This window comes from Agromyces mangrovi (genome assembly GCF_030296695.1).
GTDB lineage: Bacteria > Actinomycetota > Actinomycetes > Actinomycetales > Microbacteriaceae > Agromyces > Agromyces mangrovi.
In genome coordinates this window covers 2,559,942-2,582,803 of sequence record NZ_AP027737.1, presented here as the reverse complement: position 1 = coordinate 2,582,803, position 22,862 = coordinate 2,559,942, and the positions used below count along the sequence as shown (strand labels likewise).

The window sequence follows — 22,862 nt, the reverse complement described above, 5'->3', positions numbered from 1 at the left end:
GAGCGGATGCCTCGCGGCGCGGAGCGCGCGCCGGGCGCGGGCGCCCGCCCGTGGCATCCGCTCGCCTGCCCCGCCCGCGCAGACGGGAGCGCCCCGGCGGACACGTGGTCCGTCGGGGCGCTCCGGTGCAGCGGTTCGGCTTAGAAGTCGAAGTCGCCGATGTTGTCCGCGTCGAACACGTACGGGTCGCCGAGCAGCACGCTGGCGTCCGCGCCGACCTCGTACGAGCCGAGCGTGCCGGCGTCGAAGGTGTCGCCCTCGGCACCGGTGATCTCACCGGAGATGAGCGCGGCGGTCGCGTACGCGGCCAGGTAGCCCAGGTCGGCCGGGTTCCACAGCGCGAACGCGGTGACCGTGCCGTCCTCGACGTACTCGCGCATCTGGTTCGGCGTGCCGAGACCGGTCAGCGCGACCTCGCCCTGGAACTCCGAGGTCTGCAGGTAGCGAGCCGCGGCCGCGATGCCGACCGTGGTCGGCGACACGATGCCCTTGAGCTCCGGGTAGGTCTGCAGCAGCGCAGCGGTCTTGTCGAACGACGTCTGGTCGTCGTCGTCACCGTAGGCGACCTCGACGAGCTCCACGTTCGGGTGGTTCGCCTCGAGCTCGGCCTCCATCATCTCGATCCACGCGTTCTGGTTCGTCGCGTTGGCCGAGGCCGACAGGATCGCGATCTGGCCCTCGTCACCGATCTGCTCGGTGATCAGGTCGACCTGCACCTGCGCGATGCCCTCCGCAGTGGCCTGGTTGATGAACAGGTCACGGCACTCGGGGTTGGTGTCCGAGTCGAACGTGACGACCTTGACGCCGACGCTGCGCGCCTCGTCGAGCGCGTCGCAGATCGCCTCCGGGTCGTTCGCCGACACGATCAGGCCACCCACGCCCTGCTGCGCAGCGGTCTGGATGTACTGCACCTGCGACGTCGGCGACGCCTCCGACGGGCCGACCTCCTCGAACGTGCCGCCCATCTCCGACACCGCTTCCTCGGCACCGCCGGTGGAGGTGTCGAAGTACGGGTTGCCCAGGTTCTTCGGCAGCATCGTGATCGACACGTCCGACGAACCGGCGTCCGAGCCGCCGTCCGACGAGCCGCCGTCCGACGAGCCGTCCGACGAGCAGCCGGTGAGCACGAGCGCGGCCGTCGCGGCGACCGCCGCGAGCCCGACGCCGAAGCGCTTCCTCTTGAGAGTGAACATCATTGTTTCCTTCCTTGGTGCGTTACTGTTCCGGTCTTGGTGACAGGGGGCCTTCAGCCATCGGATGCCTCAGCTCGGCCCTTCTTCCTCCCGATCGCCGAGACGCGCTTGGTGCGCAGCCAGGCGAGGAAGCTTGCGGACACCACCGATGCCACGAGGAGCACACCGGTGATGACGTTGATGATGTCGCTGGTCACGCCGGCCAGGCGCAGCGCGCTCGACAGGGTGCCGATGAGCAGTACGCCGGCGATCACGCCGGGCAGCGCACCGCGACCACCGAAGATCGAGACGCCGCCGAGGAGCACCGCGGCGATGATCTGCAGTTCGAGGCCGGTGGCGTTGTCGCCGCGGGCGTTGTTGTACAGCAGCGTGAAGTACACGCCGGCGTAGCCCGAGACCGCGCCGCTCATGACGAACAGCCAGAACTTCGTGAGCCCGACGTTGATGCCCGAGAACGCGGCCGCCTCCTTGTTCAGGCCGATCGCGTAGAGCGAGCGCCCGAACGGCGTGAAGTGCAGCAGCACCCCGAAGATGATCGCGAGCACGAGGAACGGCACGATGATCAGCGGCATCGGCGTGCCGGGGATGTTCATGCGTGTCAGGTCGGTCCAGAACTCCGGGAAGTCGCTGATCGCGGTCGTGCCGAGGAGGCCCACGGCGATGCCGCGGAACAGCGCGAGCGTACCGATCGTGACGGCGAGCGACGGCAGGCCGACGAACGTGACCAGGGCGCCGTTGATGGCACCGGCAACCGTGCCGACGAGGATCGCGACGACCGCCGCGAACGGCAGCGGCCAGCCGGCCTGCACCCCGAGGCCCGTGATGACACTCGACAGGCCCACGATGCTCGCCACCGAGAGGTCGATCTCCTCGGTGATGATGATGAGCGTCATCGGCAGGGCGATCAGCAGGATCGGTGCGATCTCGCGGATCAGGAACGTGAGGGTCAGCGGGCTGTCGAAGTTCGGCACCGCGATGGTGGCGACGAGCACGACGAGGAAGAGCAGCCCGATGATGGCCGACTCGCGCGTGACGAGCAGGCGACGCCACAGCGGGTGCGCGTGGGCCGAGTAGGTGCGTCGGCCGTGTTCGGTGTCGATCGCGGACGTCATGGCTTCTCCTCCCGTTGTTCGATGAGTCGTCGATGCTGGCGCACCGCGAGCACGCGGTCGAGCACGATCGCGCCGATGATGAGCACGCCGACCACGGCCCGCTGCCAGAAGTCCTGGATGCCGACGATCGGCAGGGCGCGGTTGATGGTCAGCAGCAGGTAGGCGCCGATCGCGGCGCCCCACACGGTGCCCACGCCGCCCGAGATCGCGACACCGCCGATGACGGCCGCACCGATCGCCTGGAGCTCGAGGCCCAGGCCGGCGCTCGAGCTCACCGTGCCGTAGCGGGCGGCGTAGAGCACGCCCGCGACACCGGCGAGCGCACCGCTCACGACGAACGCGGCGATCACGCGGCGGGTGACGCGCAGGCCGTACAGGTGCGCGGCGGCCGGGTCGGAGCCGATGGCGTAGAGCTCGCGACCGCTGCGCAGGTTGCGCAGGTACCAGGCCGCGACGACCAGCACGATGACCGCGAAGATCGTCAGCAGTGGAATGCCGAGCAGCTCGCCCGTGCCGAGGTCGCGGAACGATGCCGGCAGGTCGGACGCGTTGATGCGGTCGCTGCCCGTCCACGCCACGTTGATGCCGCGGTAGATGTACAGCGTGCCCAGCGTGATCACGAGCGCGGGCACCTTCGCGAACGCGACGAGCGCGCCGTTGATGAGGCCGAGCAGGGCGCCGAGGCCGACACCGGCGACGAACACCAGGATCGGCGGGATGCCCGGGATGTCGATGAACAGGCGGCCGGTCAGGTAGGCCGTGAGGCCGAGGACCGAGCCGACCGACAGGTCGACGTTGCGCGTGATGATCACGATCGCCTGGCCCACGGCCACGACCATGAGCAGCGACGGCGTCAGCAGCAGGTCGCGGAACCCGTCGGACGAGAAGAGGAAGTTCGGGTTGCTCACCGTCGCGACGACGATGACCGCGATCAGCGCGATCGCGATGCCCGTCTCGCGGGCCTTGAGCACGTGCCCGATGCTGCGCGCGAAGGCGTTGCCGGCGGACGGCTTGGTGTCGACGGCGGTCATGCTGCCGCTCCTTCCGCGGTCGCGGCGAACATGACGGCCTCCGGCGTGGCATCCGCTCGATCGAATTCGCCCGTGAGGCGGCCCTCGCGCATGACAAGCACGCGGTCGGCCATGCCGAGCACCTCGGGCAGCTCCGACGAGATCATGATGATCGCGAGGCCCTCCTGGGCGAGCTTCGAGATGAGGCGGTGCACCTCGGCCTTGGTGCCGACGTCGATGCCTCGGGTCGGCTCGTCGACGATGAGCACCTTCGGCTCGGTCGAGAGCCACTTGCCGAGCACGACCTTCTGCTGGTTGCCGCCCGAGAGGGTGCCGGTCTCCGCGTCGAGCGCGGCGGTCTTGACCTCGAGTCGGCTCGCCCAGATCTCGGCGGACGCGTTCTCGAGGCCGCCCCAGATGAGGCCCCACTTGGCGAGGCGCTTGCGGATCGCGAGCGTGACGTTGCGCGTCACGCTCTGGTCGAGCACGAGGCCCTGCTTGCGGCGGTCCTCCGGCACGAGCGCGATGCCCTGCGCCATCGCCGCGGTCGGACGACCCTTGCGCAGCGGCTGGCCGTTGACCTGCACGCTGCCCGTCTCGTAGTGGTCGACGCCGAAGATGGCGCGCACGACCTCGCTGCGGCCCGCGCCGACGAGGCCGGCGAGGCCGACGATCTCGCCCGAGCGCACGGTGAACGAGATGTCGTGGAAGACGCCCGTGCTGGTGAGCCCGTCGACCACGAGCACGTCGTCGCCGATCTCGGCGGGCAGCTTCGGGAACATCTCGGTGACGTCGCGGCCGACCATGAGGCGCACGAGCTCGTCGATCGACGTCTCCGCGATCGGCATGGTGTCGATGTACTTGCCGTCGCGCATGACCGTGACGGTGTCGCACAGGTCGAACACCTCGTCGAAGCGGTGCGAGATGAACAGCAGCGCACGGCCCTCGTCGCGGAGGCTCCGCGCGACGGCGAACAGCCGCTCGACCTCGACGCCCGAGAGCGCCGCGGTCGGCTCGTCCATGATGAGCACGCGCGCGTCGAGCGAGATGGCCTTGGCGATCTCGATGATCTGCTGGTCGGCGATCGACAGGCCCTCGGTGAGGCGGTCGGGGTCGAGGCGAACGCCGAGGCGCTCGAAGATCTCGACTGCCTCGGTGCGCATGGCCTTGCGGTCGATGCGGCCGAACCGGTTGGTGGGCTGGCGGCCCATGAAGATGTTCTCGGTGACCGACAGGTCGGGGAACAGCGTCGGCTCCTGGTAGATGACGGCGATGCCCGCTGCCTTCGACTGGGCCGTGTTCGAGAAGTCGACGTCCTCGCCGCGCAGGCGGAAGTCGCCCGAGTCGCGGCGGTAGAGGCCGGCGACGATCTTCACGAGCGTCGACTTGCCGGCGCCGTTCTCACCGATCAGCGCGTGGATGGATCCTTGTTCGAGCGTGAGGCTGCCGGAGCTCAGTGCGACGACTGCTCCGAAGGACTTCACGACTCGTGAGAGCTCCAGCGCGGGGGTGCCGCGCTGGCTGAGGTGCTCGTCTGCACCATTGCTCCTCCTCGTCGAGGTGTTGCTGTGTACGGGTTGAAATGTCTCTGAATCGATTCAGATCAAGTTCAGGGCTACTCTATGGACGGCGGGTGCCGAGGTCAAGTCACCTCCTCCCCGACCACCACGCAGCTCATCGACGACGAGGAACCGCAATGGCAGCCACGAGCATCAGGGACGTTGCTCAACACGCCGGTGTATCGGTCGGCACGGTCTCGAACGTGCTCAACCGCCCGGGCGAGGTCTCGGCGGAGTCGATCGCGCGCGTCAACCGCGCGATCGAGGAGCTCGGGTACGTGCGCAACGATGCCGCCCGCAAGCTCCGCGCCGGCACGAGCACGACCGTGGGCTTCGTGGTGCTCGACGGCCAGAACCCGTTCTTCAACGACGTGGTGCGCGGCGCCGAGGACGAGGCATCGAAGCACAACATCGCGATCCTCTACGGCAACACCGACCAGGACGTCGCGCGCGAGCGGCTCTACCTCGACCTGTTCGAGGAGCAGCAGGTGCGGGGCGTCCTCATCTCGCCGTACGACGACGTGCACACCAGGCTCGAGCGCCTGCGTCAGCGGGGCATCCCCGCCGTCCTGGTGGATCGTTTCAGCGGCGACGGGCGCTTCAGCTCCGTCTCGGTCGACAGCGTGTCGGGCGGCCGCATGGCGGTCGAGCACCTCATCGATACCGGTCGTCGTCGCATCGCGTACGTGGGCGGCCCGTTCGACATCCACCAGGTCGCCGACCGCCTCGCCGGTGCGCGCGCCGCAGCCGAGAACGCCGGCTTCCCGGTCGACCTGGAGGTCGTCGCGACCACCGAGCTCACCGTCGCGGAGGGCGTCGCCGCTGGCACCCGCATCATCGAGCGACCCCGCGCGCAGCGTCCGGATGCGCTGTTCGCCGCGAACGACCTCATCGCGCTCGGCCTGCTGCAGGCGCTCGTCGTCGAGGGCCGCATCCTCGTGCCCGAGGAGATCGCGATCATCGGCTTCGACGACATCTCGTTCGCCGGCGCCGCGGCCGTGCCGCTGTCGTCGATGCGCCAGCCGAGCGGCATGATCGGCCGCACCGCGCTGCGCACGCTGCTCGAGGAGGCGAACGACCCCGAGTCCATCCCCCGCCAGACCGTGTTCCAGCCGGAGCTCGTGGTGCGTCGCTCGACCGACCCGAAGAAGACGCGCTGACCGTTCGCCGTGCGGCATCGCGGGCGCGCGGAAGCCGCTCCCCGTGCGCGACGCCACCCCCAGGCGCATGTGCTCATCTCCCTCGACGAACGTCACATGGTGCTCGCGCGGCCGACGCTACTCCTCGGGTAGCGGATGCTCCACGCCGCATCCGTCGTTCGTGAGCAGATCGTTGCCGGGTCGTGACAGAGGCGAGCGGATGCCTCGCGGCGGCCTCAGCCCCACAGCAGGCCGCGCAGCGCCTGGATCGTGTCCGCCTCGCCTGCCGCCTTGTCGTCGCGGTAGCGCTTGACGCGCGCGAACCGCAGCGCGACCCCGCCCGGATAGCGGCTCGACCGCTGCACCCCGTCGATCGCGATCTCGACGACCGTGACCGGCTCGACGAACACCGTGTGCGCCGTGCGCCGCACCTCGATCTCGGGGAAGCGCTCCGTCTGCCAGCGCAGCAGCTCGTCGGTGAGCCCCTTGAACGTCTTGCCGACCATCACGAACCCACCGGGCTCGCCGAACTCGCCCTCGGGGTCGCGCGCGCCGAGGTGCAGGTTCGACAGCCAGCCCTCGCGGCGCCCCGACCCCCACTCGCAGCCGAGCACGACGAGGTCGTAGGTGTGCACGGGCTTCACCTTCATCCAGCTCGAGCCGCGGCGGCCGGCGGCGTACGCCGACTCGATCGCCTTCACGACGACGCCCTCGTGGCCCGCGGCGAGCGCCTCCGCCGCGACCCGCTCGGCAGCGTCCGGGTCGGCCGTCACCTCGCCGGGCATCCGGTGCGGGCCGGTGATGCGTGCGAGCTCGGCGAGCCGGGTGGCGAGCGGCTCGTCGAGGAGGTCGCGCCCGTCGACGTGCAGCACGTCGAAGAACCACGGGTGCAGCGTCGCCTCGCGCGCGACCTCGGCGCCGAAGCGCGCCATCGTGTCCTGGAACGGGCGCGGCCGGCCGTCGTCGGCGAGCGCGAGCGTCTCGCCGTCAAGGATCACGTCGCGCACGGGCATCCGCCGCACCACCTCGACGACCTCGGGCACGCGGTGCGTGATGTCGGCGAGCGTGCGCGTGAACACCCGCACGTCGTCGCCCGCGCGGTGGACCTGGATGCGCGCACCGTCCATCTTGAACTCGACGGATGCCTCGCCGACGGCCTGGATCGCGAGCGCAGCGGATGCCGCGGTGGCCGCGAGCATCGGCTGCACCGGTCGCATGACCTCGAGGCCCACCGCCGCCACCGCGCCGGGCTCGCCCGCGAGCGCGAGGCGTGCGGTCTCCCCGAGGTCGCCCGACAGCATCGCGGCGCGGCGCACGGTCTCCCCCGGCAGGTCGGACGCGCGGGCGATCGCATCGGTGACGACGCCCGCGAGCGCGCCCGTGCGCACCTCGCCGAGGAGGGCGCGGCCGAGGAAGTCCTGCTCGGCGGCAGTGGCGTGGGCGAGCAGGTCGCCCAGCTCCGCGGCACGGGCTGCGGCCGAGCCCTCCCCGCGACGGCCGCGAGGCGGTCGAGCCGCGCGTCGACGTCGGCGACGGCGAGCGTCGGCTCGGCGGCCGGCGCCACCTGCTGCGCGCTGAACCCGCGCCAGCCGACGCCCAATCGCCCCTGCCGCGGGGCGCCGAGCAGCAGGCCGATCGCGGGCGCGATCTCGTCGACCCCCAGTCTCCCGAGCATCCCGGCGAGCGCGTCGACCTTGGCCAGCCGCGACCGCGTCGCGGCGACCGCCGCGGCCGTGTCGACGAGCTCCTGGAGCAGCACGCGGCCATCCTCCCACCGCCCGCCGACCCTCCGGGGAAGGACGTCGCTTTTCAGGAGCGCCGGGCGGGCGGTGCACGATTCCGGCGGGTGGAGCTGCCGATCCGGACGGAATCGAGCGCCGACGCGCCCGGCACGCAGCCATCCACCGGGCGCCCAGCCGGGCCTCCTGAAAAGCGCCGCCCCCACGCGCGGGCGCAGGGTCGGCGAATATCCTCGTCGGGTGAGCATGACCGCGACGGCCCCGACGCAGGCCGCGCCCGTGCGGCTCGAAGGAGCCGACTGGCGCGAGCGCGAGCGCGCCCACGCGGAGCGGGCCGGCGCCCTCACGGCCGCGCGCCGGGCGAGGGTCGCGGCGGGCGAGTCGCATCCGATCGACGACTTCCTGTTCACGTACTACTCGTACTCGCCGCGCGTGCTGCGGCGGTGGCATCCGGGTGCCGGGGTCGAGCTGGCGGATGCCTCGGACACGCCCCGCGCCGAGTGGCGCTGGTACGCCACGGGCAGGGCGCCCGGCTCGCTCGTGGTCGACCGTGAAGCGATGGCCGCCGAGAAAGCGGGCCTGCTCGGCACGGTCGAGCGGATGCTGCGCCTCACCGCCGCCCGCCCGGCATCGTTCGGCTGCTTCGGCCTGCACGAGTGGGCGATGGTCTACCGGCAGGCCGAGCACCGCCACGACGTGCCCCTACGGCTCGGCAAGCGCGGCACCGACGAGGTCGTCGAGGCGAACGACCTGCGCTGCACGCACATCGACGCGTTCCGGTTCTTCACCGACGAGGCGGTGCCGCGCAACCGCTTCGCTCCGACCCGCGAGACGCAGGCCCTACTCGAGCAGCCCGGCTGCCTGCACGCGAACATGGACGTCTACAAGTGGGCCGTGAAGCTCGGGCCGCTGGTGCCGGGCGAGCTGCTGCTCGACGCGTTCGACCTGGCCCGCGACATCCGCTGGCTGGACATGGCGGCGTCGCCGTACGACGTGCGCCCGTGGGGCGCCGAGCCGGTCGCGATCGAGACGGCCGAGGGCAAGGCCGAGTACGTCAGGCGCCAGCGCGGCTTCGCCGAGCGGGCGAATGCGCTGCGGCGGCGCATCCTGGCCGCAGCCTTCACCGAGCCGGTCGCGAACTCGGCCGCGGAACCAGCCGCGTGATCCGCTCCCTGCTCGCAGGCGCGGGCGACCTGCTGCGCGGCTTCGCGATGTGGCGCACGTGCCCGGGCACCATGGCACTCGGTCTCGTGCCCGCGGCGATCGTCGCGCTCCTCGTGCTGGCCGCACTCGTCGCCCTCGGCGCGACCGTCGGCGACCTGGTCACCTGGATGACCCCGTTCGCAGACGCCTGGGACGCCGGCTGGGCGATCGCCCTGCGCGTCGCGGTCGGCGCGGCCCTCTTCGGTGCGACGATCCTGCTCGCGGCCGTCACGTTCACCGCGGTGACCCTCACCGTCGGCGACCCGTTCTACGAGCGCATCTGGCGCGCCGTCGAGATCGACGAGGGCGGCGAGGTGCCCGACGAGGGCCCGGGCTTCTGGAAGGCCGCGGCGTCGGGTGCGGTGCTCGTCGGAGTCGGCACGCTCAACGCGGGCCTCGTGCTGCTGGTCGGGTTCGTGCCCGTCGTGGGGTCGGTCACCGCGGCCGTGCTCGGCGTCGTGCTGTCTGGCCGTCTGCTGGCGCGCGAGCTCACGGGCCGCGCGTTCGATGCGCGCGGCATCGACGGCACCGAACGGCGACGGATGCTCCGGGGCCACCGCGCTCGCATGCTCGGCTTCGGCGTGGCCACGCAGCTGCTGTTCATGCTGCCCGGCGGGGCCGTGCTCACGATGCCGGCCGCGGTCGCCGGTTCGACGATGCTCGCCCGCCGGGTGCTGGCCGCCGACGAGGCATCCGCCCGCCCCTGACCGCGCGCGATGCGGCACTTTTCAGGAGCCGGCCGCAGGCGGCCGGTGGAATGCAGCACGCGAGCCCAGGGAGCGCACGATTCGGGCGCGAAGTCGCCCACCGACGCACATCTCGTGCATGGCCCACCCGGCCGTTCCTGAAAAGCGCCGCACCGCTATGCTGGCGCGCATGGAGCTGAGGTTCAGCGGCGTGCTCTGGTACTGGCGCGGGCCCGCGCCGTTCCACTTCGTGACGGTGCCGCCGGCCGAGGCGGAGGCGATCCACGAGGTCGCGCCCGCAGTCACGTACGGCTGGGGCATGATCCCGGTCGCGGTGCGCGTCGGCGGCAGCGAGTGGACCACGTCGCTCTGGCCGAAGGACGGCGGCTACATCGTGCCGATCAAGAAGTGGGTGCAGGAGGCCGAGGGGCTCGACGTCGACGACTCCGTCGGCGTGCGGCTGCGCATCGACGTCTGAGCGCTCGCCTCGGCTCAGCGCTCGATCGAGCGCGCCCCGCGGTCCTTCGTCGCCCACGCGCGCAGCAGGAAGAACACGATCACGGCGACCACCGCGACGATCGCGAACTTCACGAGGAACCACAGCACGCTGAACACGACCTCCACCAGCACCCAGGCGATGGCGACGGCGGCGATCACGCCGATGACGGTCCAGACGGTACGACTCATCCTTCGACCCTAACCCGGCAGGGCGAGCACGGATGCCGCCGGGCGGGTGCCCGCGCTAGCATCGGCGCCAGGCCGGGGCGACGGGTCCGGCCGGGGCGACCGCCGGGAGTGCACATGACGTCGACGCAGACCGCGACCGCGGTGCTCGAGCAAGTCGTCGCGACCGAGGACCCGGCGGCGCGCAACCGGCTCATCACGCTCTGCTACCGCGAGATCGCGTTCGCGCTGGCCGACGTGATCGGGCGCGCGAATCTCAACTGGTTCGCGTTCGGCGCGTGGGCGAGCGGCACGGCGGGCGCGGTGATCCGCGGCGATGGCGCGTCGTTCGGCCTCGGCTCGGAGGGCGTGGCCGCCGGCAACCTGGCGATCATCCGCGACGTCGCGCCGCCGCTGCTGCGCTGGCTCACCGAGGTCGAGCGCACCGGCGATGCCACGCCCGAGGCGATGGGGCGCGCGCTCGTCGACCCGGTCTTCGACGGCCGGCCGGGGCTCGCGGCCGCGGTGCGCTGCTACCAGCGGGCCGCGATGCTGGCACGTGCAGCGGATGCCTCGACCTGCTCGGCCGACCATCGCGCCGAGCTCGAACGCGAGATCGCCGAGCGCGTGCTGCTGGGCAATGCGCTCATCGGCGCCCACGAGCAGGAGCTCGTCGACCGCTTCATCGACGAGGCGATGCCGCTCGGCGGCCTGTTCGGGCTGGTCACGACCCGGTTCGTGCACCTCGAGACGCCCGACGGCCCGATCGACGTGACCGACGACGTCGCTCCGCCCGGCTACCTCGCGGGCGCGCAGTTCCCGGTCAGCCTGGCGGCGCTCGCCGACCCCGAGCTCGTGCTGCTGTTCCTGCGCTTCCACCAGTCGCCCGGCGGCGACGCCACCCACTCGGACGCCCCGATCTGGGAGGACTTCGACGAGCGCATGGGGTTCATCCTCACGTTCTTCCGCGCGCACCAGTGCGACCCGCGCTACTTCGACGTGCCGTCGCGGTTTCTCCCGGAGGGCGCGCCCGCGCATCGCTGACCGTGCGCCGTCAGAACCCGACGACGACGCGCACCACGTTCGGGTCGCGCAGCATCCGGTACCCCTCGTCGATGTCGTCGAGGCCGACCTCGGCGCTCACGAGCGCACCGAGGTCGAGTGCGCCCGAGCGGGCCATGCGGGCGATCTCGGGGATGTCGCGGCGCGGGTCTGCCGCGCCCATGTACACGCCCTGGATGCGGCGCTGCGCGGAGATGAGGCCGAACAGGCGGGGCGAGATGCGCGCGGTCGGGTCCATCACGCCGACCACGTAGAGGCCGCCGCCGGGTGCGGTCATCGCGAGGCCCTGCTCGGCGGTCGCCTGCACGCCGACCACGTCGAGCACCGAATCGGCGCCGCCGCCCGTCGCCGCGCGCACCGCCGCCACCGGGTCGTCGGCGACCGACGAGTCGACCACGTGCGTCGCACCGAACAAGCGAGCCGCCTCGAGCTTCTCGGCGACGAGGTCGACCGCGACGATGCGGTCTGCTCCGGCGGCAGCTGCCGCGGCGATCGCGCTGAGCCCCACGCAGCCCGCGCCGATCACCGCGACCGCGTCGCCGGCCCGCACCCGTGCGGCGTTGCGCACCGCGCCCACGCCCGTCAGCACGCCGCACCCGAGCAGCGCCGCCTGCGCGAACGGCAGCTCGCGCGAGACGACCACGAGCTGCCGCTCGTCGACCAGCACGCGTTCGGCGAAGCCACCGATGCCGACCATCTGGTGCAGCGGCGCGCCGTCGCGGGTAAGGCGAGGCGGCGCCTCGGCGTCGCGCAGGGTCGCGCCCGGTTGGCGGCAGAGCGTGGCGCGGCCGGCACGGCAGCGGTCGCAGGTGCCGCAGTGCTGCACGAGGCATCCGACGACGTGGTCGCCCACTGCGACGCCGGTCGCGTCCGGACCGACCGCTGCGACGACGCCCGCGACCTCGTGCCCGAACACGGCGGGGAGCGGTATGCCGAGATCGGCATGCGACATCGTCAAGTCGGTGTGGCACAGCCCCGCGGCCCGCACGTCGACCAGCACCTCGCGCCCGATCGGGTCATCGAGCTCGATCTCCGCGGGCGAGAATCCGCCCCCGGCGGCGGTGACGAGGGCGGCACGTGCGGTGGGCATGCGGGCAGCGTAGCGGCTCCGCGCGACGATGGGAAGTGAATTGTGATTCACACGGCGTCACACACGTCGCGAACCGTCGACGGAGAGCGGAGCCGCTCGCGATGGCATCCGCTCGCAGTCCTGGGTCAGGACTCGGTGACGTCGATCGACCCGTTCGAGGTGCGCAGGTCGAGCGTGAACTCGCCGTTCGGGTCGGTGGCGATGTCGACGTCGACGCGGCCGTTCGAGGTGTCGGTCTCGACGGCGTAGGGGCCGCCGGGCACGCGCAGCTCGATGGGTCCGTTCGACGTTCGCGCCGTGACGTCCTGCGGAGTGCCGAGCTCGATCTCGATGGGTCCGTTCGAGGTGCTCGCGTCGACGCCGTCGCCGGTGAGGTCGTTGCCGATGATGCGCCCGTTCGAGGTTTCGACCTCGACGGTGCCGGTCACGTCGTCGAGCTCGATGCGCCCGTTCGACGTCGCCACGTCGACGTCTGCGACGCCGGTCAACTCGATCGCGCCGTTCGAGGTGCGGCCCGAGACGTCGAGCCCCTCGGGCACCTCGAGCACGTAGCTCACGGTGCAGTTGCGGCCGCAGCCGTGCAGCACGAGCGTGCCGCCCGTGACCTCGTGCGTCTCGTCGACGTCGCGGTCGATACCCCAGTAGCGCACGGTGCGCTCGAGCGTGATGTCGGTCGCACTCCGCGTGGCCTCGATGGCCACCGAGCCGGCCGGCTCGTCGATCTCGATCGCGGTCACCCGCTCGGTGACGGTCGCGTCGTCGGAGAACGACTGTGGCGGGCCGAGACGGTCCACGAGTCCGCAGCCGGCGAGGGCGACGGTCGCTGCTCCCCGGCCGCGACCGCCGCCAGGATGCGCGTCGCCCGCTTGGTCGTGCTGGTCGTCGTGCTGTCCATGATCTCGTGTTCCCCTCTTCGAGCGCCCTGTTCGCTCGCCTGCTTCGACGGTAGCCAGACCGGCCGCGAGGCACGCGGGGGCTGACCCCCGACTTCGGTGGCGGGGCATCCGCCCACCTGCCCTCGGCCCGCCGGCTCGCGGGCGGGGCTGGTGCGATGTCGGACCCGGGCGGGAGGATGGCTCCGTCTCGATCGGCGACAGGGGTGTGCGATGACGAAGTACCTGATCTCGTTCCCGAGCGGCGCGATGGACGTGTCGCCCGAGGAGCTGCCCGCGGTGGGCGAGGCCGCGCACGCGGTGGTGCGCGAAGCGGAAGCCGCAGGCGTCCTCGTCTTCGCGGGCGGCATCGACGAGGGCGTGCCGCCCGTGCTCGTACACGGAGACGGGACGGTCGCCGAGGGCACGTACCCCGAGACCGCGCGCATCGAGGGCGGCTACACGGTGGTCGATGTCCCGACGCGCGAGGAGGCGCTCGTCTGGGCGGGGAAGATCGCGGCCGCGTGCCGCTGCGCGCAGGAGCTGCGGGCGTTCGGCGCCGACGCCGAGGGCTGACCGCGGCCGGCCGATCGACGACCGCTCGACGACCGCCGACCGGTCACCCGGGGTTCTTCCCCTCGTCATCGGAACCGCATAGCTTGGGGCGCACGGCCGCCACCAGCGGCGACACCGCACGCACCCCGACGAAGGAGAGCGCATGTCCACCCGCAGGAAGTCCACCTCAGCCGCCGCGATCGGCCTCGCCGTCGCCGGCGCCGTCGCGATCGCACCCGCCGCAGTCGCGGCTCCCGAAGCCGCCGGCGACCACGGCCGCGGCGGACCGCACGCCGAGTCGCTGCGCATTGCCACGTTCAACGCCTCGCTCAACCGGTTCAACGAAGGCGACCTGGTCGCGAACCTCGAGGCCGGCGATGCGCAGGCGGAGGTGATCGCCGAGATCATCCAGCGTGCGAACCCGGACGTGCTGCTGCTCAACGAGTTCGACTACGACGCGGGTGAGGTGGCGATCGACCTGTTCCGCACCGACTACCTCGAGGTTGGGCAGAACGGCGCGGCGCCGGTCGAGTACCCGTACGCGTTCGTCGCCCCGTCGAACACGGGCATCCCGAGCGGGTACGACCTGAACAACGACGGCGCGGTCGGCGGCGCCGACGACGCCTTCGGTTTCGGCTTCTTCCCGGGCCAGTACGGCATGGCCGTGCTGTCGAAGTACCCGATCGCGACCGACGACATCCGCACCTTCCAGCACTTCCTCTGGGCAGACATGCCGGGCGCGCTGCTGCCCGACGATCCGACGACGGATGCCCCGGCCGACTGGTTCACCGAGGAGGAGCTCGCGGTCGTGCGCCTGTCGAGCAAGTCGCACTGGGACGTGCCGATCGAGATCGGCAACGAGACGGTGCACGTGCTCGCGTCGCATCCGACGCCCCCGACCTTCGACGGCCCGGAGGACCGCAACGGCCGCCGGAACCACGACGAGATCCGATTCTGGGCGGACTACGTGACGCCCGGTGCGAACCGTTACGTGTACGACGATGCCGGCACGACCGGCGGACTGAACCCGAGCGAGCCGTTCGTGATCATGGGCGACCAGAACGCCGACCCGTTCGACGGCGACTCGACCGACGACGCGATCGACCAGCTGCTCGACAACACGCGGATCGTCGACCCGAAGCCGACGTCGGAGGGCGGCGTCGAGGCGGCGCTCCTGCAGGGCCGCGCGAACCTCGCCCACACCGGCGACCCGGCGACCGACACGGCCGACTTCAACGACAACCCGGCCCCGGGCAACCTGCGCGCCGACTACGTGCTGCCCTCGCGCAAGCTCGCCGTCGACGACGCGGGCGTGTTCTGGCCGGTCTCGTCCGACCCGCTCTCGGCGCTCACGGGCACCTTCCCGTTCCCGAGCAGCGACCACCGCCTCGTCTGGGTCGACCTGACCGTGCGCGGCTGAGCGACGAGACGATCGGATGCCGCGGGCACGACGCCCCGCGGCATCCGATCTGGCGAGTTCTGAGGTGGTGACGACTGCGCAGGTCGCCGTGGCCCCGGTCGCCGCCACCTCAGCGGCGGTGCTCGAGCTCCCGCCGCACGCGCTCCTCGATCCGCCGCTCGTGCGCCGCGGCGCGGCCACGGGATGCGACGACGGTCAGCGCAATCGCGAGCAGCACCGCGGCGATGCCCACCACGATCGTCCACGGCACGGCGAGCACCTGAGCCGAAGCGCTCGGCGCCGGTAGCGCGCCGGGTGCCGTCGCTCCCGGCGCGACCTCGGTCGCCACGGTGACCTCCGCCGCGATCAGCCCGAGTGCCGGAACCTCCTCGAGCACCATCGACTGCACCACCGAGGCGCCTGGCAGGATGAGGTTCGTGGGCTCACCCGTCCGGTGCCGAGTCCAGGTGCCGGCGAGCTGCGAGAGCACGACCTCGGGAGTGGCGGCGAGGGCGAGGTTGCCGGTGTTGCGGAGCGTGAACTCGACCGTCGCCCTGCCGAGCGACGGGTCGAACGCCCCGGCGTACGCCATGCGGACATCCTCGAGCTCGAGCTCGGGCGCCTGCTCGCCCGCCACGCGCACGAGCAGGCGGATCGCGACGCGCTGCCGCACCATGACGGTGCCCACCTCGGTGCCCTCGGCGGTCCAGGCGACCACGGCGGCCGCGTGGTCTCCCGGCTGCGCGTCGGCCGGCACGTCGACCGCGAAGTCGACCCGTGTCGACTCGCGAGCCCCGACACGCACCACGACGCTGGTGGCGCCGTCGAAGCTCACCCAGCCGCCTGAGCCGACGGAGGCATCACCCGGATCGGGCAGCCCGTACAAGCCGCCCTCCGACATCTCGAGGTCGGAGGCGCTCACCTCGATGTCCCGCGGCTCGTCCCCGAGGTTCAGCACCTCGATCGTGTCCTCGTAGCGCCCGGCCGGGTCCGCGGCCAGTTCGAAGCCCGTGCGGTCGCCGTCCGCGGGTCTCACGCCGACTCCGCCTGCGATCGGCGTCGACGGGCCCACCTCGTCACCCGCTGCGGGAACCGCCGCGACGAGCGCACCCGCGGTCACGAGCAGCGCGACGAGCGGCAGCCGCACATTCACGAGCGCCGCCCGTGCCTCAGAAGCCCACGAGGTTGAGCGTGTACGTGTTCGTGTAGCTGCCGGCGACGGCAGCACCCGGAATGTCGAGCCTGCTGAAGACGTCGAAGTCGAACGTCACGTCGGTCGCCGCCCCTCCGGCTTGGGCCACCGAGCGCACCGTTCCGGTCTCCGGGGCCGTCGACACGGTCACGGCGGAGTACGAGGCACTGGGGTCCCACAAGGCTCCGGAGGTCTGGAGATCGCCGCGCGGAATGACGGCCCCACCGGAGCCCTCGAAGTCGCCCACCGTCGCTGTGAGCGTCCAGCCTCCGGAGGCGGCGGTGCGGTAGTCCTCGACGGTGATCCGGCCGAGGTACCCGTTGAGCACTTGACCCGGCTCTGCGCTGGCGCCGTCGATCTCCGGATTGCCCGGAGCGAACTGCTCCTTGGTGAAGCTGAGTGTCAGCGCGTTCGGGCCGGAACCCAGCACCGAGATCGTCACCGGCACGTCCTCCGTGTCATCCGCGATCGCGCCCATCGGCGCCATGATCGCCACGACCCCCAGAGCGGCGGCCCCCGCCACCGCAGATTTGGTTCCCCTGTTCATCGTTCGCTCCCCTCGGCGTGGTGCCGGCGAACGCACCCGGCTCGCATGTCCTGTGCGCGAACCCGTTGCCGGCCGATGGGAGTCATCGTACTCGGTCGATCGATCGACCGAAAGGGGGCATCGGCGAATTCCGTGCGTCGAACTGCACCCGATCGAGGTCAGCCGAGGCGCAGGCGCAGCGTCTCGGGCGCTGGGAACGGCAGCTCGATGCGCGAGACCGGCCCGCCGATCGCGCCGCCGAAGTCCTCGGTGACGAGGATGCGGTCGCGGCTCGCCTCGACGATGCGCACGCGCAGCGGCTCGTCGTCCCCGCGGTCGAGCAGGTACGGCTCGGCCAGGTAGCGCAGGCCCGCCTCGTCGAGGGTCTCCTCGGCGGTGCCCCAGTCGACGACGTCGGTCACGCGGCGGCCGAGCAGGTCGATCACGACGAAGCCGTCGTCCTCAGGCAGCATCCACCCGACCAGCTCGCCGTCGCCCCTGCGGTGCTCGATCCACTCCTCGGTCATGGGACGGATGCTACGGGATGCGCCTGCTCGGCTCGTGACGGCTACGCGTCGTCGCGGGGTGCCGGCGCCGCCGGGGGTGCCGGCGGGGCGGGCGGAGCCGGGGGCTCGGTGCCCGGGGCGGGCTGCACCTGCGGGGCATACGACTTCGCCGGCTGCGCGCAGAGCACGGCGAGCACGATGAGCCCGGCGATCGGCAGCAGGTACCAGAAGACGTGGCCCCACGGGTAGTCGGCGTCGCGCAGGCGGCGCACCGTCACGGCGAGGGTCGGCAGCAGCGTGCCGATCGTCCAGAGGCCGGTGAGGATGCTCCCCAGGCTGCCGCCGTAGTCGAAGCGGATGACGCCGAACAGGCCGGTCGCCGCGACCGCGAGGGCGTACAGCACGACCCACCACCAGAACTCGGAGCGGCTCGCGCGCCCCTCGAAGTCCGCGTACTTGCGGAACACGGTCTGGATGGACTGCTGGAACGTCATGAGCGCGTCTCCTCGGGTCGATACGGCCAGCCTAGGTCGGCGGCCGTCGCCGGGCCCGGGGGCGAACCCCCGCTTTGGCAGGCGACGAGCCCGAATCGACGGAGTACGCGAACTGCTGCTTGCCCGCGGCGATTCCCGCACTTTGCGTACTCCGTCGCGCACGAGACGGCACGTATATACTGTGCGTATACACGACGGGAGGACGCGGATGACCCGAGCGAGCGTGTTCCGCACGAACCGCACGCAGGCGGTGCGGCTTCCGAAGGAGGTCGCCCTGCCCGATGACGTGCGCGCCGTCGACGTGACGGTCGTGGGCGACGCCCGCATCCTCACCCCCGTCGGAGGCGCGATCGACTTCTGGTTCGACCACGGCGTGACGGTGACGGACGACTTCCTCGCCGAGCGCGATCAGGGCGAGCAGGAGCGGCCCGGCCTGTGAGCGCGAGGGTCCTGCTCGACACGAACATCCTGATCTTCGCGCTGCGCAATCGCACGCCGGGGCTGCGCGAGCGCATGCGCGCCCAAGCGGGACGGATGGCCGTGTCGTCCATCAGCGTCGCCGAACTCGCGTACGGCGTCGAGCGCTCGAGCGACCCGGCGCGCAACCGGCGCGCGACCGAGGAACTGCTCGCGCTGACCACGAGGCTCGCGCTCGAGGAACGCGCCGCCGAGCATGCCGGCGAGATCCGTGCGGCGCTCGCGGCGGCGGGCACGCCGATCGGCGCCTACGACGTGCTCCTCGCCGGCCACGCCCGCAGCGCGGGGCTCACGCTCGTCACGAACAACGTGCGCGAGTTCGCGCGCGTGCCCGGCCTGCTCGTCGAGGACTGGACCGTCGAGCCGCCGGCACGATGAGGGCGAGCGGATGCCCCGAGGCATCCGCCCGCCCCCGAAACCGATCAGGGCACGCGGTAGCCCGCCGCGCGCACCAGCTCGTACCACTCGGCGCGCGTGAGCGGAATGTCGGAGCCCTGGGCGGCACCGGCCACGCGCTCGGGCGTGGTGGTGCCGAGCACGACCTGCATGTTCGCGGGGTGACGCGTGATCCACGCAGTGGCGATGGCGATCGGCGGCACGTCGTACTGGGCGGCGAGCCCGTCGATCACCTCGTTGAGCTCGGGGTAGTCGGGCGAACCGAGGAACGTGCCGGTGAAGAACCCGGCCTGGAAGGGCGACCACGCCTGCACGGTGATGTCGTTGAGGCGGCAGTAGTCGAGTAGCCCCGAGTCGCGGCTGATCGACTGGTCGAGCCCCTGCATGTTGGCCGCGAGTCCCTGCATCACGAGCGGTGCGTGGGTGACCGACAGCTGCAGCTGGTTCGCAACGATGGGCTGCCGCACCGACTTCTTCAGCAGCTCGATCTGCGCCGGTGTCTGGTTCGAGACGCCGAACCGCAGCACCTTGCCGGAGGCCTCGAGCTCGTCGAACGCGCGCGCGACCTCGTCGGGTTCGACCAGTGCGTCGGGCCGGTGCAGCAGCAGCACGTCGATGCGGTCGGTGCCGAGCGCCTCGAGCGAGCCCTCGACCGACTCGATGATGTGCTCGTACGAGAAGTCGAAATACGGGCCCTCGCGCACGATGCCCGCCTTGGTCTGGATCGTGACCTCGTCGCGCTGCGACGGCGTGAGCTGCATCGCCTCGGCGAAGCGGCGCTCGCAGCCGTGCAGCTCGTTGCCGTAGACGTCGGCGTGGTCGATGAAGTCGATGCCGGCGTCGCGCGCGGTGCGGACGAGCTCGCGCACCGCGTCGTCGGTCATGTCGGGGATGCGCATGAGGCCGAGCACGATGTTCGGAACTGCGAGATCGGTTCCGCCGAGGGGGATGGTCTTCACTGGGTCGCTCCTTCGCGAGGGTCCGGGCTTGCGCTCTCACGCTAGATCGCGGCAGCCTAGAAGTCCAACAAGTTATTCTGATGCGATTCAGAAGGAATGTAGATAGATGGACCTCCGCCAGATGGAGTACCTCGTCGCCCTGGCCGACGAGCAGCAGTTCACCCGCGCCGCGGCCGTGGCCGGGGTCTCCCAATCCGGCCTCTCCGCGGCGATCCGGAGCCTCGAGGACGAGCTCGGAACCCCCTGTTCCATCGCACGACACGTCGCGTCGAGCCCACCGAGGCGGGGCTGGCGCTCCTCCCCCATGCGCGCACCATGCTGTCGCAGGCGGCGGCCGCACGCGACGCGGTGCTCCGCACGACGCACGAGCTGTCGGGGAGCCTGCACATCGGCGCCGAGCAGTGCCTCGGCTTCGTCGACGTGAATGCCCTGCTCGAGCGGGTACGGCGACGCTACCCGCTGGTCGACATCGAGTTCACCCAGGCGGGGTCCCGCGACCTCGTCGCGGCCGTGCAGGCGGGCACCGTCGACCTCGCGTTCGTCGCGGGCGACGACCTCGGCCCGCGCGTCGTGCACCACGAGCTCGGGCGGCGGCCGATGGTGCTGCTCGCGCCCCCGCAGCATCCGCTGGCCGCTCGCGACGTGGTCGAATGGAGCGACCTGCGCGGGGAGGACTTCGTCGACTTCCAGCAGTCGTGGGCGGTTCGCGCGGTGAGCGACGAGGCGGCCGCAGCCGCCGGCGTCGGGCGCCAGGTGCGCTGTGCGGTCAACGACGTGCACACGCTCATCGACCTCGTGCAGCGCGGGCTCGGCATCGCGCTCGTCCCGCAGCACGTGGCGTCGAAGCCCCAGGCTGCGGGCCTCGCGGTGCGACCGCTCGCCTCCCCCGCTCCCCAGTGGGTCGTCTCAGCGATCACGGGCGATGCCTCCGCCGCATCCGCCGCCCTCGTGCTCGAACTGCTCGACGCCGACCTCGCCCTGACCGCCTGACGCGCCGGCGTCTCGCCCCGGCCGACGCCCGGAGCGGTGCTGGTGCGCAAAGTGTTGCGAGCCGTTGGTTCCGCCACACTGTGCGCACCTGCAACGCGAGGCGATCACGCCGCCGGTGCGCGAACCGTGGCGACTTCGTCTCACAGCCACGACTTGCGCACCAGCAGTGAAGTGACGAACGGGCCGCCCCCACGGAGGGGGCGGCCCGATCGTCGCAGGGGTGCGGGCGGCTACGCGGCGCTCGAGACGAGCACCTTCATGCCGCGGCCCTGGCGCAGGTCGCCGATCGCGTCGAGCACGCCGTCGAGGCCGGTCTCGCCGACCCAGCCGGTGGTGTCGTAGTGACCCGCGGCCATCGCGGCGATGACCGCGTCGAAGTCGGCCTGGGTGTAGCCGAGCGCGCCGACGACCTCGGTCTCGCCCATGACGAGCTGGGTCGGGAAGAAGTCCATCGTGCGCTCGTGCAGCGCGACGATGACCATGCGGCCGAGCGGGCCGAGGTTCGCGAGCACCGACGAGACGGCGACGCCGACGCCCGCGGCGTCGAAGCCGGCCTGCACGCCGTTGCCGTCGGTGAGCGCGTCGACGGCCGCACCGAGGTCCGCGTTCACGGGGTCGACGACGGTCGCGCCGAGTGCGGAGATCGCCGCGCGACGCTCGGGGCTCGGCTCGGAGACGAGCACGCGCTCGACGCCCTGCGCCTTGAGCGCGAACCAGACGCCGATGCCGATGGGGCCGGCGCCGGCGATGAGGGCGGTCTCGCCGGCCTTCACGCCGGAGCGCGCGACGGCGTGCCACGCGACGGCCATGGGCTCGACGAGCGCGCCGAGCTTGAGGTCGACGTTCTCGGGCAGCACGTGCAGCTTCGAGGCATCCACGGTCGTGTATTCGGCCATGCCCCCGCCGTCCGACATCAGGCCGTGGAAGCCGATGGTGCGGCACGCGTTCACGGCACCCTTGGCGCACGCGGCGCAGGTGCCGCAGGAGTAGATGGGCCAGACGGCGACGCGGTCGCCGACGCTGACGCCCTCGACGCCCTCGCCGAGCTCGACGACGGTGCCCGAGAACTCGTGGCCGAGGATCTGCGGGAGGGTCGCGCCCGTGACGGGGTGCGGGTTGTCCAGGTCGAGGCCGGCGGCCTCGGGGGCGTAGTAGACGTGCAGGTCGGAACCGCAGATTCCGGCGTACGCGTTCTTGAGCTTCACCTGTCCGGGTCCGGGGGTGGGCTCGGCGACGTCCTCGATCCGGAGATCCTCCTGGGCGTGGAAGACGGCTGCTCGCATGTGGGGTCCTTTCGTGTCGATGTGCGCCGCGCTGGGCACACCGAGCAGACATCGTACGCTACTATCTGACAATTGTCCGACAGTGGTGCGGACGCCGGCGCCGGGGCAGGATGGACGCGATGGACCCGAGACAGGCACGTACGCAGCGATCGCTGCACGCCTCGGTCCTCGAACTGATCGAGCGAATGCCCCTGAGCGACGTCTCGGTCACCGACGCGGCACGTGCCGCGGGCATCAGCCGCGACACGTTCTATCGCCACGCGCCGAGCGTCGCCGACCTGCTCGCCGCCGCTCTCGGCGCGGAGCTCGACGCCGCCGTTGCCGACTTCGCGGCGGCGCCCGGCACGGGTCGCGAGCGATTCGAGACCGCCGAGCACGCGCTGTTCGCGCACATCGCCGGCCGCCGCGCCGTCTACCTCCACGCGATGTCGCCGCGCCTCGCCTCGCCGGTGCGCGTGATGCTGCTCGAGCGCGTCGAGGTCTCGCTGCGGGGCTACCTCGCCGAGCACCCCGAGGTCGCGCCCGAGCCCGACGGCGCACTCACCGGCGATGCGCTGTACGACCTCTACGCCGCCTACGGCGCGGCCGGCACCGTCGGCGCGATCGAGCACTGGCTGCTCGGCGGCGCCGCGGGCGACCCCGACGCCGTCGCCCGCGGCGTGCTCGCGGTGAGCGCCCCCTGGTGGTGGCGGGGCGCCTGACTCTCGCGACCCACCGAGTACGCAAACGGCGGCAATCGTCGCCGCGTTCCCGCACT

The 22,862-nt window shown here is 71.7% G+C and carries 25 protein-coding genes and 1 pseudogene; 12 read left to right on the top strand and 14 right to left on the bottom strand.

Features of this window, described 5'->3' with window-relative positions:
* Window positions 1-140: 140 nt before the first annotated feature.
* The 4 genes from rhaS to QUE38_RS12225 are packed head-to-tail and all read right to left on the bottom strand — an operon-like array spanning window position 141 to window position 4,799.
* Window positions 141-1,193, bottom strand: a complete 1,053-nt coding sequence (gene rhaS / locus QUE38_RS12240) for a rhamnose ABC transporter substrate-binding protein (protein WP_286308519.1) — start codon at window positions 1,191-1,193, stop codon at window positions 141-143.
* Window positions 1,194-1,246: 53 nt separating this feature from the next.
* Window positions 1,247-2,305, bottom strand: a complete 1,059-nt coding sequence (locus QUE38_RS12235) for an ABC transporter permease (RefSeq protein ID WP_286308518.1) — start codon at window positions 2,303-2,305, stop codon at window positions 1,247-1,249.
* Complete coding sequence (locus QUE38_RS12230) at window positions 2,302-3,336, bottom strand: ABC transporter permease (protein WP_286308517.1); 1,035 nt, start codon at window positions 3,334-3,336, stop codon at window positions 2,302-2,304. The genes QUE38_RS12235 and QUE38_RS12230 overlap by 4 nt, the downstream gene beginning before the upstream one ends.
* Complete coding sequence (locus QUE38_RS12225; protein ID WP_286308516.1) at window positions 3,333-4,799, bottom strand: sugar ABC transporter ATP-binding protein; 1,467 nt, start codon at window positions 4,797-4,799, stop codon at window positions 3,333-3,335. The genes QUE38_RS12230 and QUE38_RS12225 overlap by 4 nt, the downstream gene beginning before the upstream one ends.
* A gap of 212 nt (window positions 4,800-5,011) precedes the next feature.
* Here QUE38_RS12225 and QUE38_RS12220 point away from each other — a divergent pair, with 212 nt between their 5' ends.
* Window positions 5,012-6,034, top strand: a complete 1,023-nt coding sequence (locus QUE38_RS12220; RefSeq protein ID WP_286308515.1) for a LacI family DNA-binding transcriptional regulator — start codon at window positions 5,012-5,014, stop codon at window positions 6,032-6,034.
* Window positions 6,035-6,249: 215 nt separating this feature from the next.
* Here QUE38_RS12220 and QUE38_RS12215 read toward each other — a convergent pair.
* Window positions 6,250-7,772 (bottom strand): annotated as a pseudogene (locus QUE38_RS12215) (ATP-dependent DNA ligase).
* Window positions 7,773-7,998: 226 nt separating this feature from the next.
* Here QUE38_RS12215 and QUE38_RS12210 point away from each other — a divergent pair.
* From QUE38_RS12210 to QUE38_RS12200, 3 genes are all read left to right on the top strand, one after another.
* The gene (locus QUE38_RS12210; RefSeq protein ID WP_286311814.1) at window positions 7,999-8,916 is read left to right on the top strand and encodes a 3-methyladenine DNA glycosylase; all 918 of its coding nucleotides are present in this window, start codon (window positions 7,999-8,001) and stop codon (window positions 8,914-8,916) included.
* Window positions 8,913-9,662 (top strand): EI24 domain-containing protein, encoded by a 750-nt coding sequence (locus QUE38_RS12205; protein WP_286308514.1) that lies wholly within the window; start codon window positions 8,913-8,915, stop codon window positions 9,660-9,662. Before QUE38_RS12210 ends, QUE38_RS12205 begins: the two co-directional genes overlap by 4 nt.
* 169 nt (window positions 9,663-9,831) lie before the next feature.
* A complete protein-coding gene (locus tag QUE38_RS12200; protein ID WP_286308513.1) occupies window positions 9,832-10,119 on the top strand; it encodes a DUF1905 domain-containing protein in 288 nt (95 codons plus the stop codon).
* Window positions 10,120-10,133: 14 nt separating this feature from the next.
* On the opposite strand, the gene QUE38_RS12195 is transcribed toward QUE38_RS12200, so the two are convergent.
* Window positions 10,134-10,328 carry a hypothetical protein gene (locus QUE38_RS12195; protein WP_286308512.1) on the bottom strand — a complete coding sequence of 65 codons (195 nt, stop codon included), beginning with the start codon at window positions 10,326-10,328 and terminating at the stop codon, window positions 10,134-10,136.
* A gap of 114 nt (window positions 10,329-10,442) precedes the next feature.
* Between QUE38_RS12195 and QUE38_RS12190 the strand changes: the two genes are divergently transcribed.
* Window positions 10,443-11,348, top strand: a complete 906-nt coding sequence (locus QUE38_RS12190; protein WP_286308511.1) for a hypothetical protein — start codon at window positions 10,443-10,445, stop codon at window positions 11,346-11,348.
* Between the two features lie 10 nt (window positions 11,349-11,358).
* On the opposite strand, the gene QUE38_RS12185 is transcribed toward QUE38_RS12190, so the two are convergent.
* Together QUE38_RS12185 and QUE38_RS12180 are read right to left on the bottom strand one after the other, a co-directional pair.
* Window positions 11,359-12,456, bottom strand: a complete 1,098-nt coding sequence (locus tag QUE38_RS12185) for a zinc-binding dehydrogenase (protein ID WP_286308510.1) — start codon at window positions 12,454-12,456, stop codon at window positions 11,359-11,361.
* A 125-nt stretch (window positions 12,457-12,581) separates the two neighbouring features.
* The gene (locus QUE38_RS12180) at window positions 12,582-13,250 is read right to left on the bottom strand and encodes a DUF4097 family beta strand repeat-containing protein (protein WP_286308509.1); all 669 of its coding nucleotides are present in this window, start codon (window positions 13,248-13,250) and stop codon (window positions 12,582-12,584) included.
* A gap of 312 nt (window positions 13,251-13,562) precedes the next feature.
* Between QUE38_RS12180 and QUE38_RS12175 the strand changes: the two genes are divergently transcribed.
* Together QUE38_RS12175 and QUE38_RS12170 are read left to right on the top strand one after the other, a co-directional pair.
* Window positions 13,563-13,904 carry a YciI family protein gene (locus QUE38_RS12175; RefSeq protein ID WP_286308508.1) on the top strand — a complete coding sequence of 114 codons (342 nt, stop codon included), beginning with the start codon at window positions 13,563-13,565 and terminating at the stop codon, window positions 13,902-13,904.
* Window positions 13,905-14,046: 142 nt separating this feature from the next.
* Window positions 14,047-15,303 (top strand): endonuclease/exonuclease/phosphatase family protein, encoded by a 1,257-nt coding sequence (locus QUE38_RS12170; RefSeq protein ID WP_286308507.1) that lies wholly within the window; start codon window positions 14,047-14,049, stop codon window positions 15,301-15,303.
* A gap of 109 nt (window positions 15,304-15,412) precedes the next feature.
* On the opposite strand, the gene QUE38_RS12165 is transcribed toward QUE38_RS12170, so the two are convergent.
* From QUE38_RS12165 to QUE38_RS12150, 4 genes are all read right to left on the bottom strand, one after another.
* Window positions 15,413-16,435 carry a hypothetical protein gene (locus QUE38_RS12165; protein WP_286308506.1) on the bottom strand — a complete coding sequence of 341 codons (1,023 nt, stop codon included), beginning with the start codon at window positions 16,433-16,435 and terminating at the stop codon, window positions 15,413-15,415.
* Between the two features lie 16 nt (window positions 16,436-16,451).
* Window positions 16,452-17,021, bottom strand: a complete 570-nt coding sequence (locus QUE38_RS12160; protein WP_286308505.1) for a hypothetical protein — start codon at window positions 17,019-17,021, stop codon at window positions 16,452-16,454.
* Window positions 17,022-17,179: 158 nt separating this feature from the next.
* The gene (locus QUE38_RS12155) at window positions 17,180-17,527 is read right to left on the bottom strand and encodes a hypothetical protein (RefSeq protein WP_286308504.1); all 348 of its coding nucleotides are present in this window, start codon (window positions 17,525-17,527) and stop codon (window positions 17,180-17,182) included.
* Between the two features lie 41 nt (window positions 17,528-17,568).
* Window positions 17,569-18,000 (bottom strand): DUF805 domain-containing protein, encoded by a 432-nt coding sequence (locus tag QUE38_RS12150; RefSeq protein WP_286308503.1) that lies wholly within the window; start codon window positions 17,998-18,000, stop codon window positions 17,569-17,571.
* A gap of 208 nt (window positions 18,001-18,208) precedes the next feature.
* On the opposite strand from QUE38_RS12150, the gene vapB reads away from it, so the two are divergent.
* Together vapB and QUE38_RS12140 are read left to right on the top strand one after the other, a co-directional pair.
* Entirely contained in the window at window positions 18,209-18,439 is a 231-nt protein-coding gene (vapB, locus tag QUE38_RS12145; RefSeq protein WP_286308502.1) for a type II toxin-antitoxin system VapB family antitoxin, read from the top strand.
* Window positions 18,436-18,855: a type II toxin-antitoxin system VapC family toxin gene (locus tag QUE38_RS12140; protein ID WP_286308501.1), complete on the top strand. Its 420-nt coding sequence runs from the start codon at window positions 18,436-18,438 to the stop codon at window positions 18,853-18,855. Before vapB ends, QUE38_RS12140 begins: the two co-directional genes overlap by 4 nt.
* A 44-nt stretch (window positions 18,856-18,899) precedes the next feature.
* Here the strand turns inward: QUE38_RS12140 and QUE38_RS12135 are convergent, their stop codons facing one another.
* Window positions 18,900-19,832: an aldo/keto reductase gene (locus tag QUE38_RS12135; RefSeq protein ID WP_286308500.1), complete on the bottom strand. Its 933-nt coding sequence runs from the start codon at window positions 19,830-19,832 to the stop codon at window positions 18,900-18,902.
* Window positions 19,833-19,938: 106 nt separating this feature from the next.
* Between QUE38_RS12135 and QUE38_RS12130 the strand changes: the two genes are divergently transcribed.
* Window positions 19,939-20,256: a LysR family transcriptional regulator gene (locus QUE38_RS12130; RefSeq protein WP_350227471.1), complete on the top strand. Its 318-nt coding sequence runs from the start codon at window positions 19,939-19,941 to the stop codon at window positions 20,254-20,256.
* Window positions 20,148-20,822, top strand: coding sequence for a LysR substrate-binding domain-containing protein (locus QUE38_RS12125; RefSeq protein WP_286308499.1), 675 nt, complete (start codon window positions 20,148-20,150; stop codon window positions 20,820-20,822). The genes QUE38_RS12130 and QUE38_RS12125 overlap by 109 nt, the downstream gene beginning before the upstream one ends.
* 230 nt (window positions 20,823-21,052) lie before the next feature.
* Here the strand turns inward: QUE38_RS12125 and QUE38_RS12120 are convergent, their stop codons facing one another.
* Window positions 21,053-22,105, bottom strand: a complete 1,053-nt coding sequence (locus tag QUE38_RS12120; RefSeq protein WP_286308498.1) for a 2,3-butanediol dehydrogenase — start codon at window positions 22,103-22,105, stop codon at window positions 21,053-21,055.
* A 185-nt stretch (window positions 22,106-22,290) separates the two neighbouring features.
* On the opposite strand from QUE38_RS12120, the gene QUE38_RS12115 reads away from it, so the two are divergent.
* Complete coding sequence (locus QUE38_RS12115) at window positions 22,291-22,806, top strand: hypothetical protein (protein ID WP_286308497.1); 516 nt, start codon at window positions 22,291-22,293, stop codon at window positions 22,804-22,806.
* Window positions 22,807-22,862: the final 56 nt, after the last annotated feature.

Excerpts from the sequence above, each read along its gene's own strand:
- rhaS (WP_286308519.1), bottom strand. The coding sequence starts at position 1,193 with ATGTTCACTCTCAAGAGGAAGCGCTTCGGCGTCGGGCTCGCGGCGGTC.
- QUE38_RS12235 (WP_286308518.1), bottom strand. The coding sequence starts at position 2,305 with ATGACGTCCGCGATCGACACCGAACACGGCCGACGCACCTACTCGGCC.
- QUE38_RS12230 (WP_286308517.1), bottom strand. The coding sequence starts at position 3,336 with ATGACCGCCGTCGACACCAAGCCGTCCGCCGGCAACGCCTTCGCGCGC.
- QUE38_RS12220 (WP_286308515.1), top strand. The coding sequence starts at position 5,012 with ATGGCAGCCACGAGCATCAGGGACGTTGCTCAACACGCCGGTGTATCG.
- QUE38_RS12210 (WP_286311814.1), top strand. The coding sequence starts at position 7,999 with ATGACCGCGACGGCCCCGACGCAGGCCGCGCCCGTGCGGCTCGAAGGA.
- QUE38_RS12200 (WP_286308513.1), top strand. The coding sequence starts at position 9,832 with ATGGAGCTGAGGTTCAGCGGCGTGCTCTGGTACTGGCGCGGGCCCGCG.
- QUE38_RS12195 (WP_286308512.1), bottom strand. The coding sequence starts at position 10,328 with ATGAGTCGTACCGTCTGGACCGTCATCGGCGTGATCGCCGCCGTCGCC.
- QUE38_RS12190 (WP_286308511.1), top strand. The coding sequence starts at position 10,443 with ATGACGTCGACGCAGACCGCGACCGCGGTGCTCGAGCAAGTCGTCGCG.
- QUE38_RS12185 (WP_286308510.1), bottom strand. The coding sequence starts at position 12,456 with ATGCCCACCGCACGTGCCGCCCTCGTCACCGCCGCCGGGGGCGGATTC.
- QUE38_RS12175 (WP_286308508.1), top strand. The coding sequence starts at position 13,563 with ATGACGAAGTACCTGATCTCGTTCCCGAGCGGCGCGATGGACGTGTCG.
- QUE38_RS12170 (WP_286308507.1), top strand. The coding sequence starts at position 14,047 with ATGTCCACCCGCAGGAAGTCCACCTCAGCCGCCGCGATCGGCCTCGCC.
- QUE38_RS12160 (WP_286308505.1), bottom strand. The coding sequence starts at position 17,021 with ATGAACAGGGGAACCAAATCTGCGGTGGCGGGGGCCGCCGCTCTGGGG.
- QUE38_RS12155 (WP_286308504.1), bottom strand. The coding sequence starts at position 17,527 with ATGACCGAGGAGTGGATCGAGCACCGCAGGGGCGACGGCGAGCTGGTC.
- QUE38_RS12150 (WP_286308503.1), bottom strand. The coding sequence starts at position 18,000 with ATGACGTTCCAGCAGTCCATCCAGACCGTGTTCCGCAAGTACGCGGAC.
- vapB (WP_286308502.1), top strand. The coding sequence starts at position 18,209 with ATGACCCGAGCGAGCGTGTTCCGCACGAACCGCACGCAGGCGGTGCGG.
- QUE38_RS12130 (WP_350227471.1), top strand. The coding sequence starts at position 19,939 with ATGGACCTCCGCCAGATGGAGTACCTCGTCGCCCTGGCCGACGAGCAG.
- QUE38_RS12125 (WP_286308499.1), top strand. The coding sequence starts at position 20,148 with ATGCTGTCGCAGGCGGCGGCCGCACGCGACGCGGTGCTCCGCACGACG.
- QUE38_RS12120 (WP_286308498.1), bottom strand. The coding sequence starts at position 22,105 with ATGCGAGCAGCCGTCTTCCACGCCCAGGAGGATCTCCGGATCGAGGAC.
- QUE38_RS12115 (WP_286308497.1), top strand. The coding sequence starts at position 22,291 with ATGCCCCTGAGCGACGTCTCGGTCACCGACGCGGCACGTGCCGCGGGC.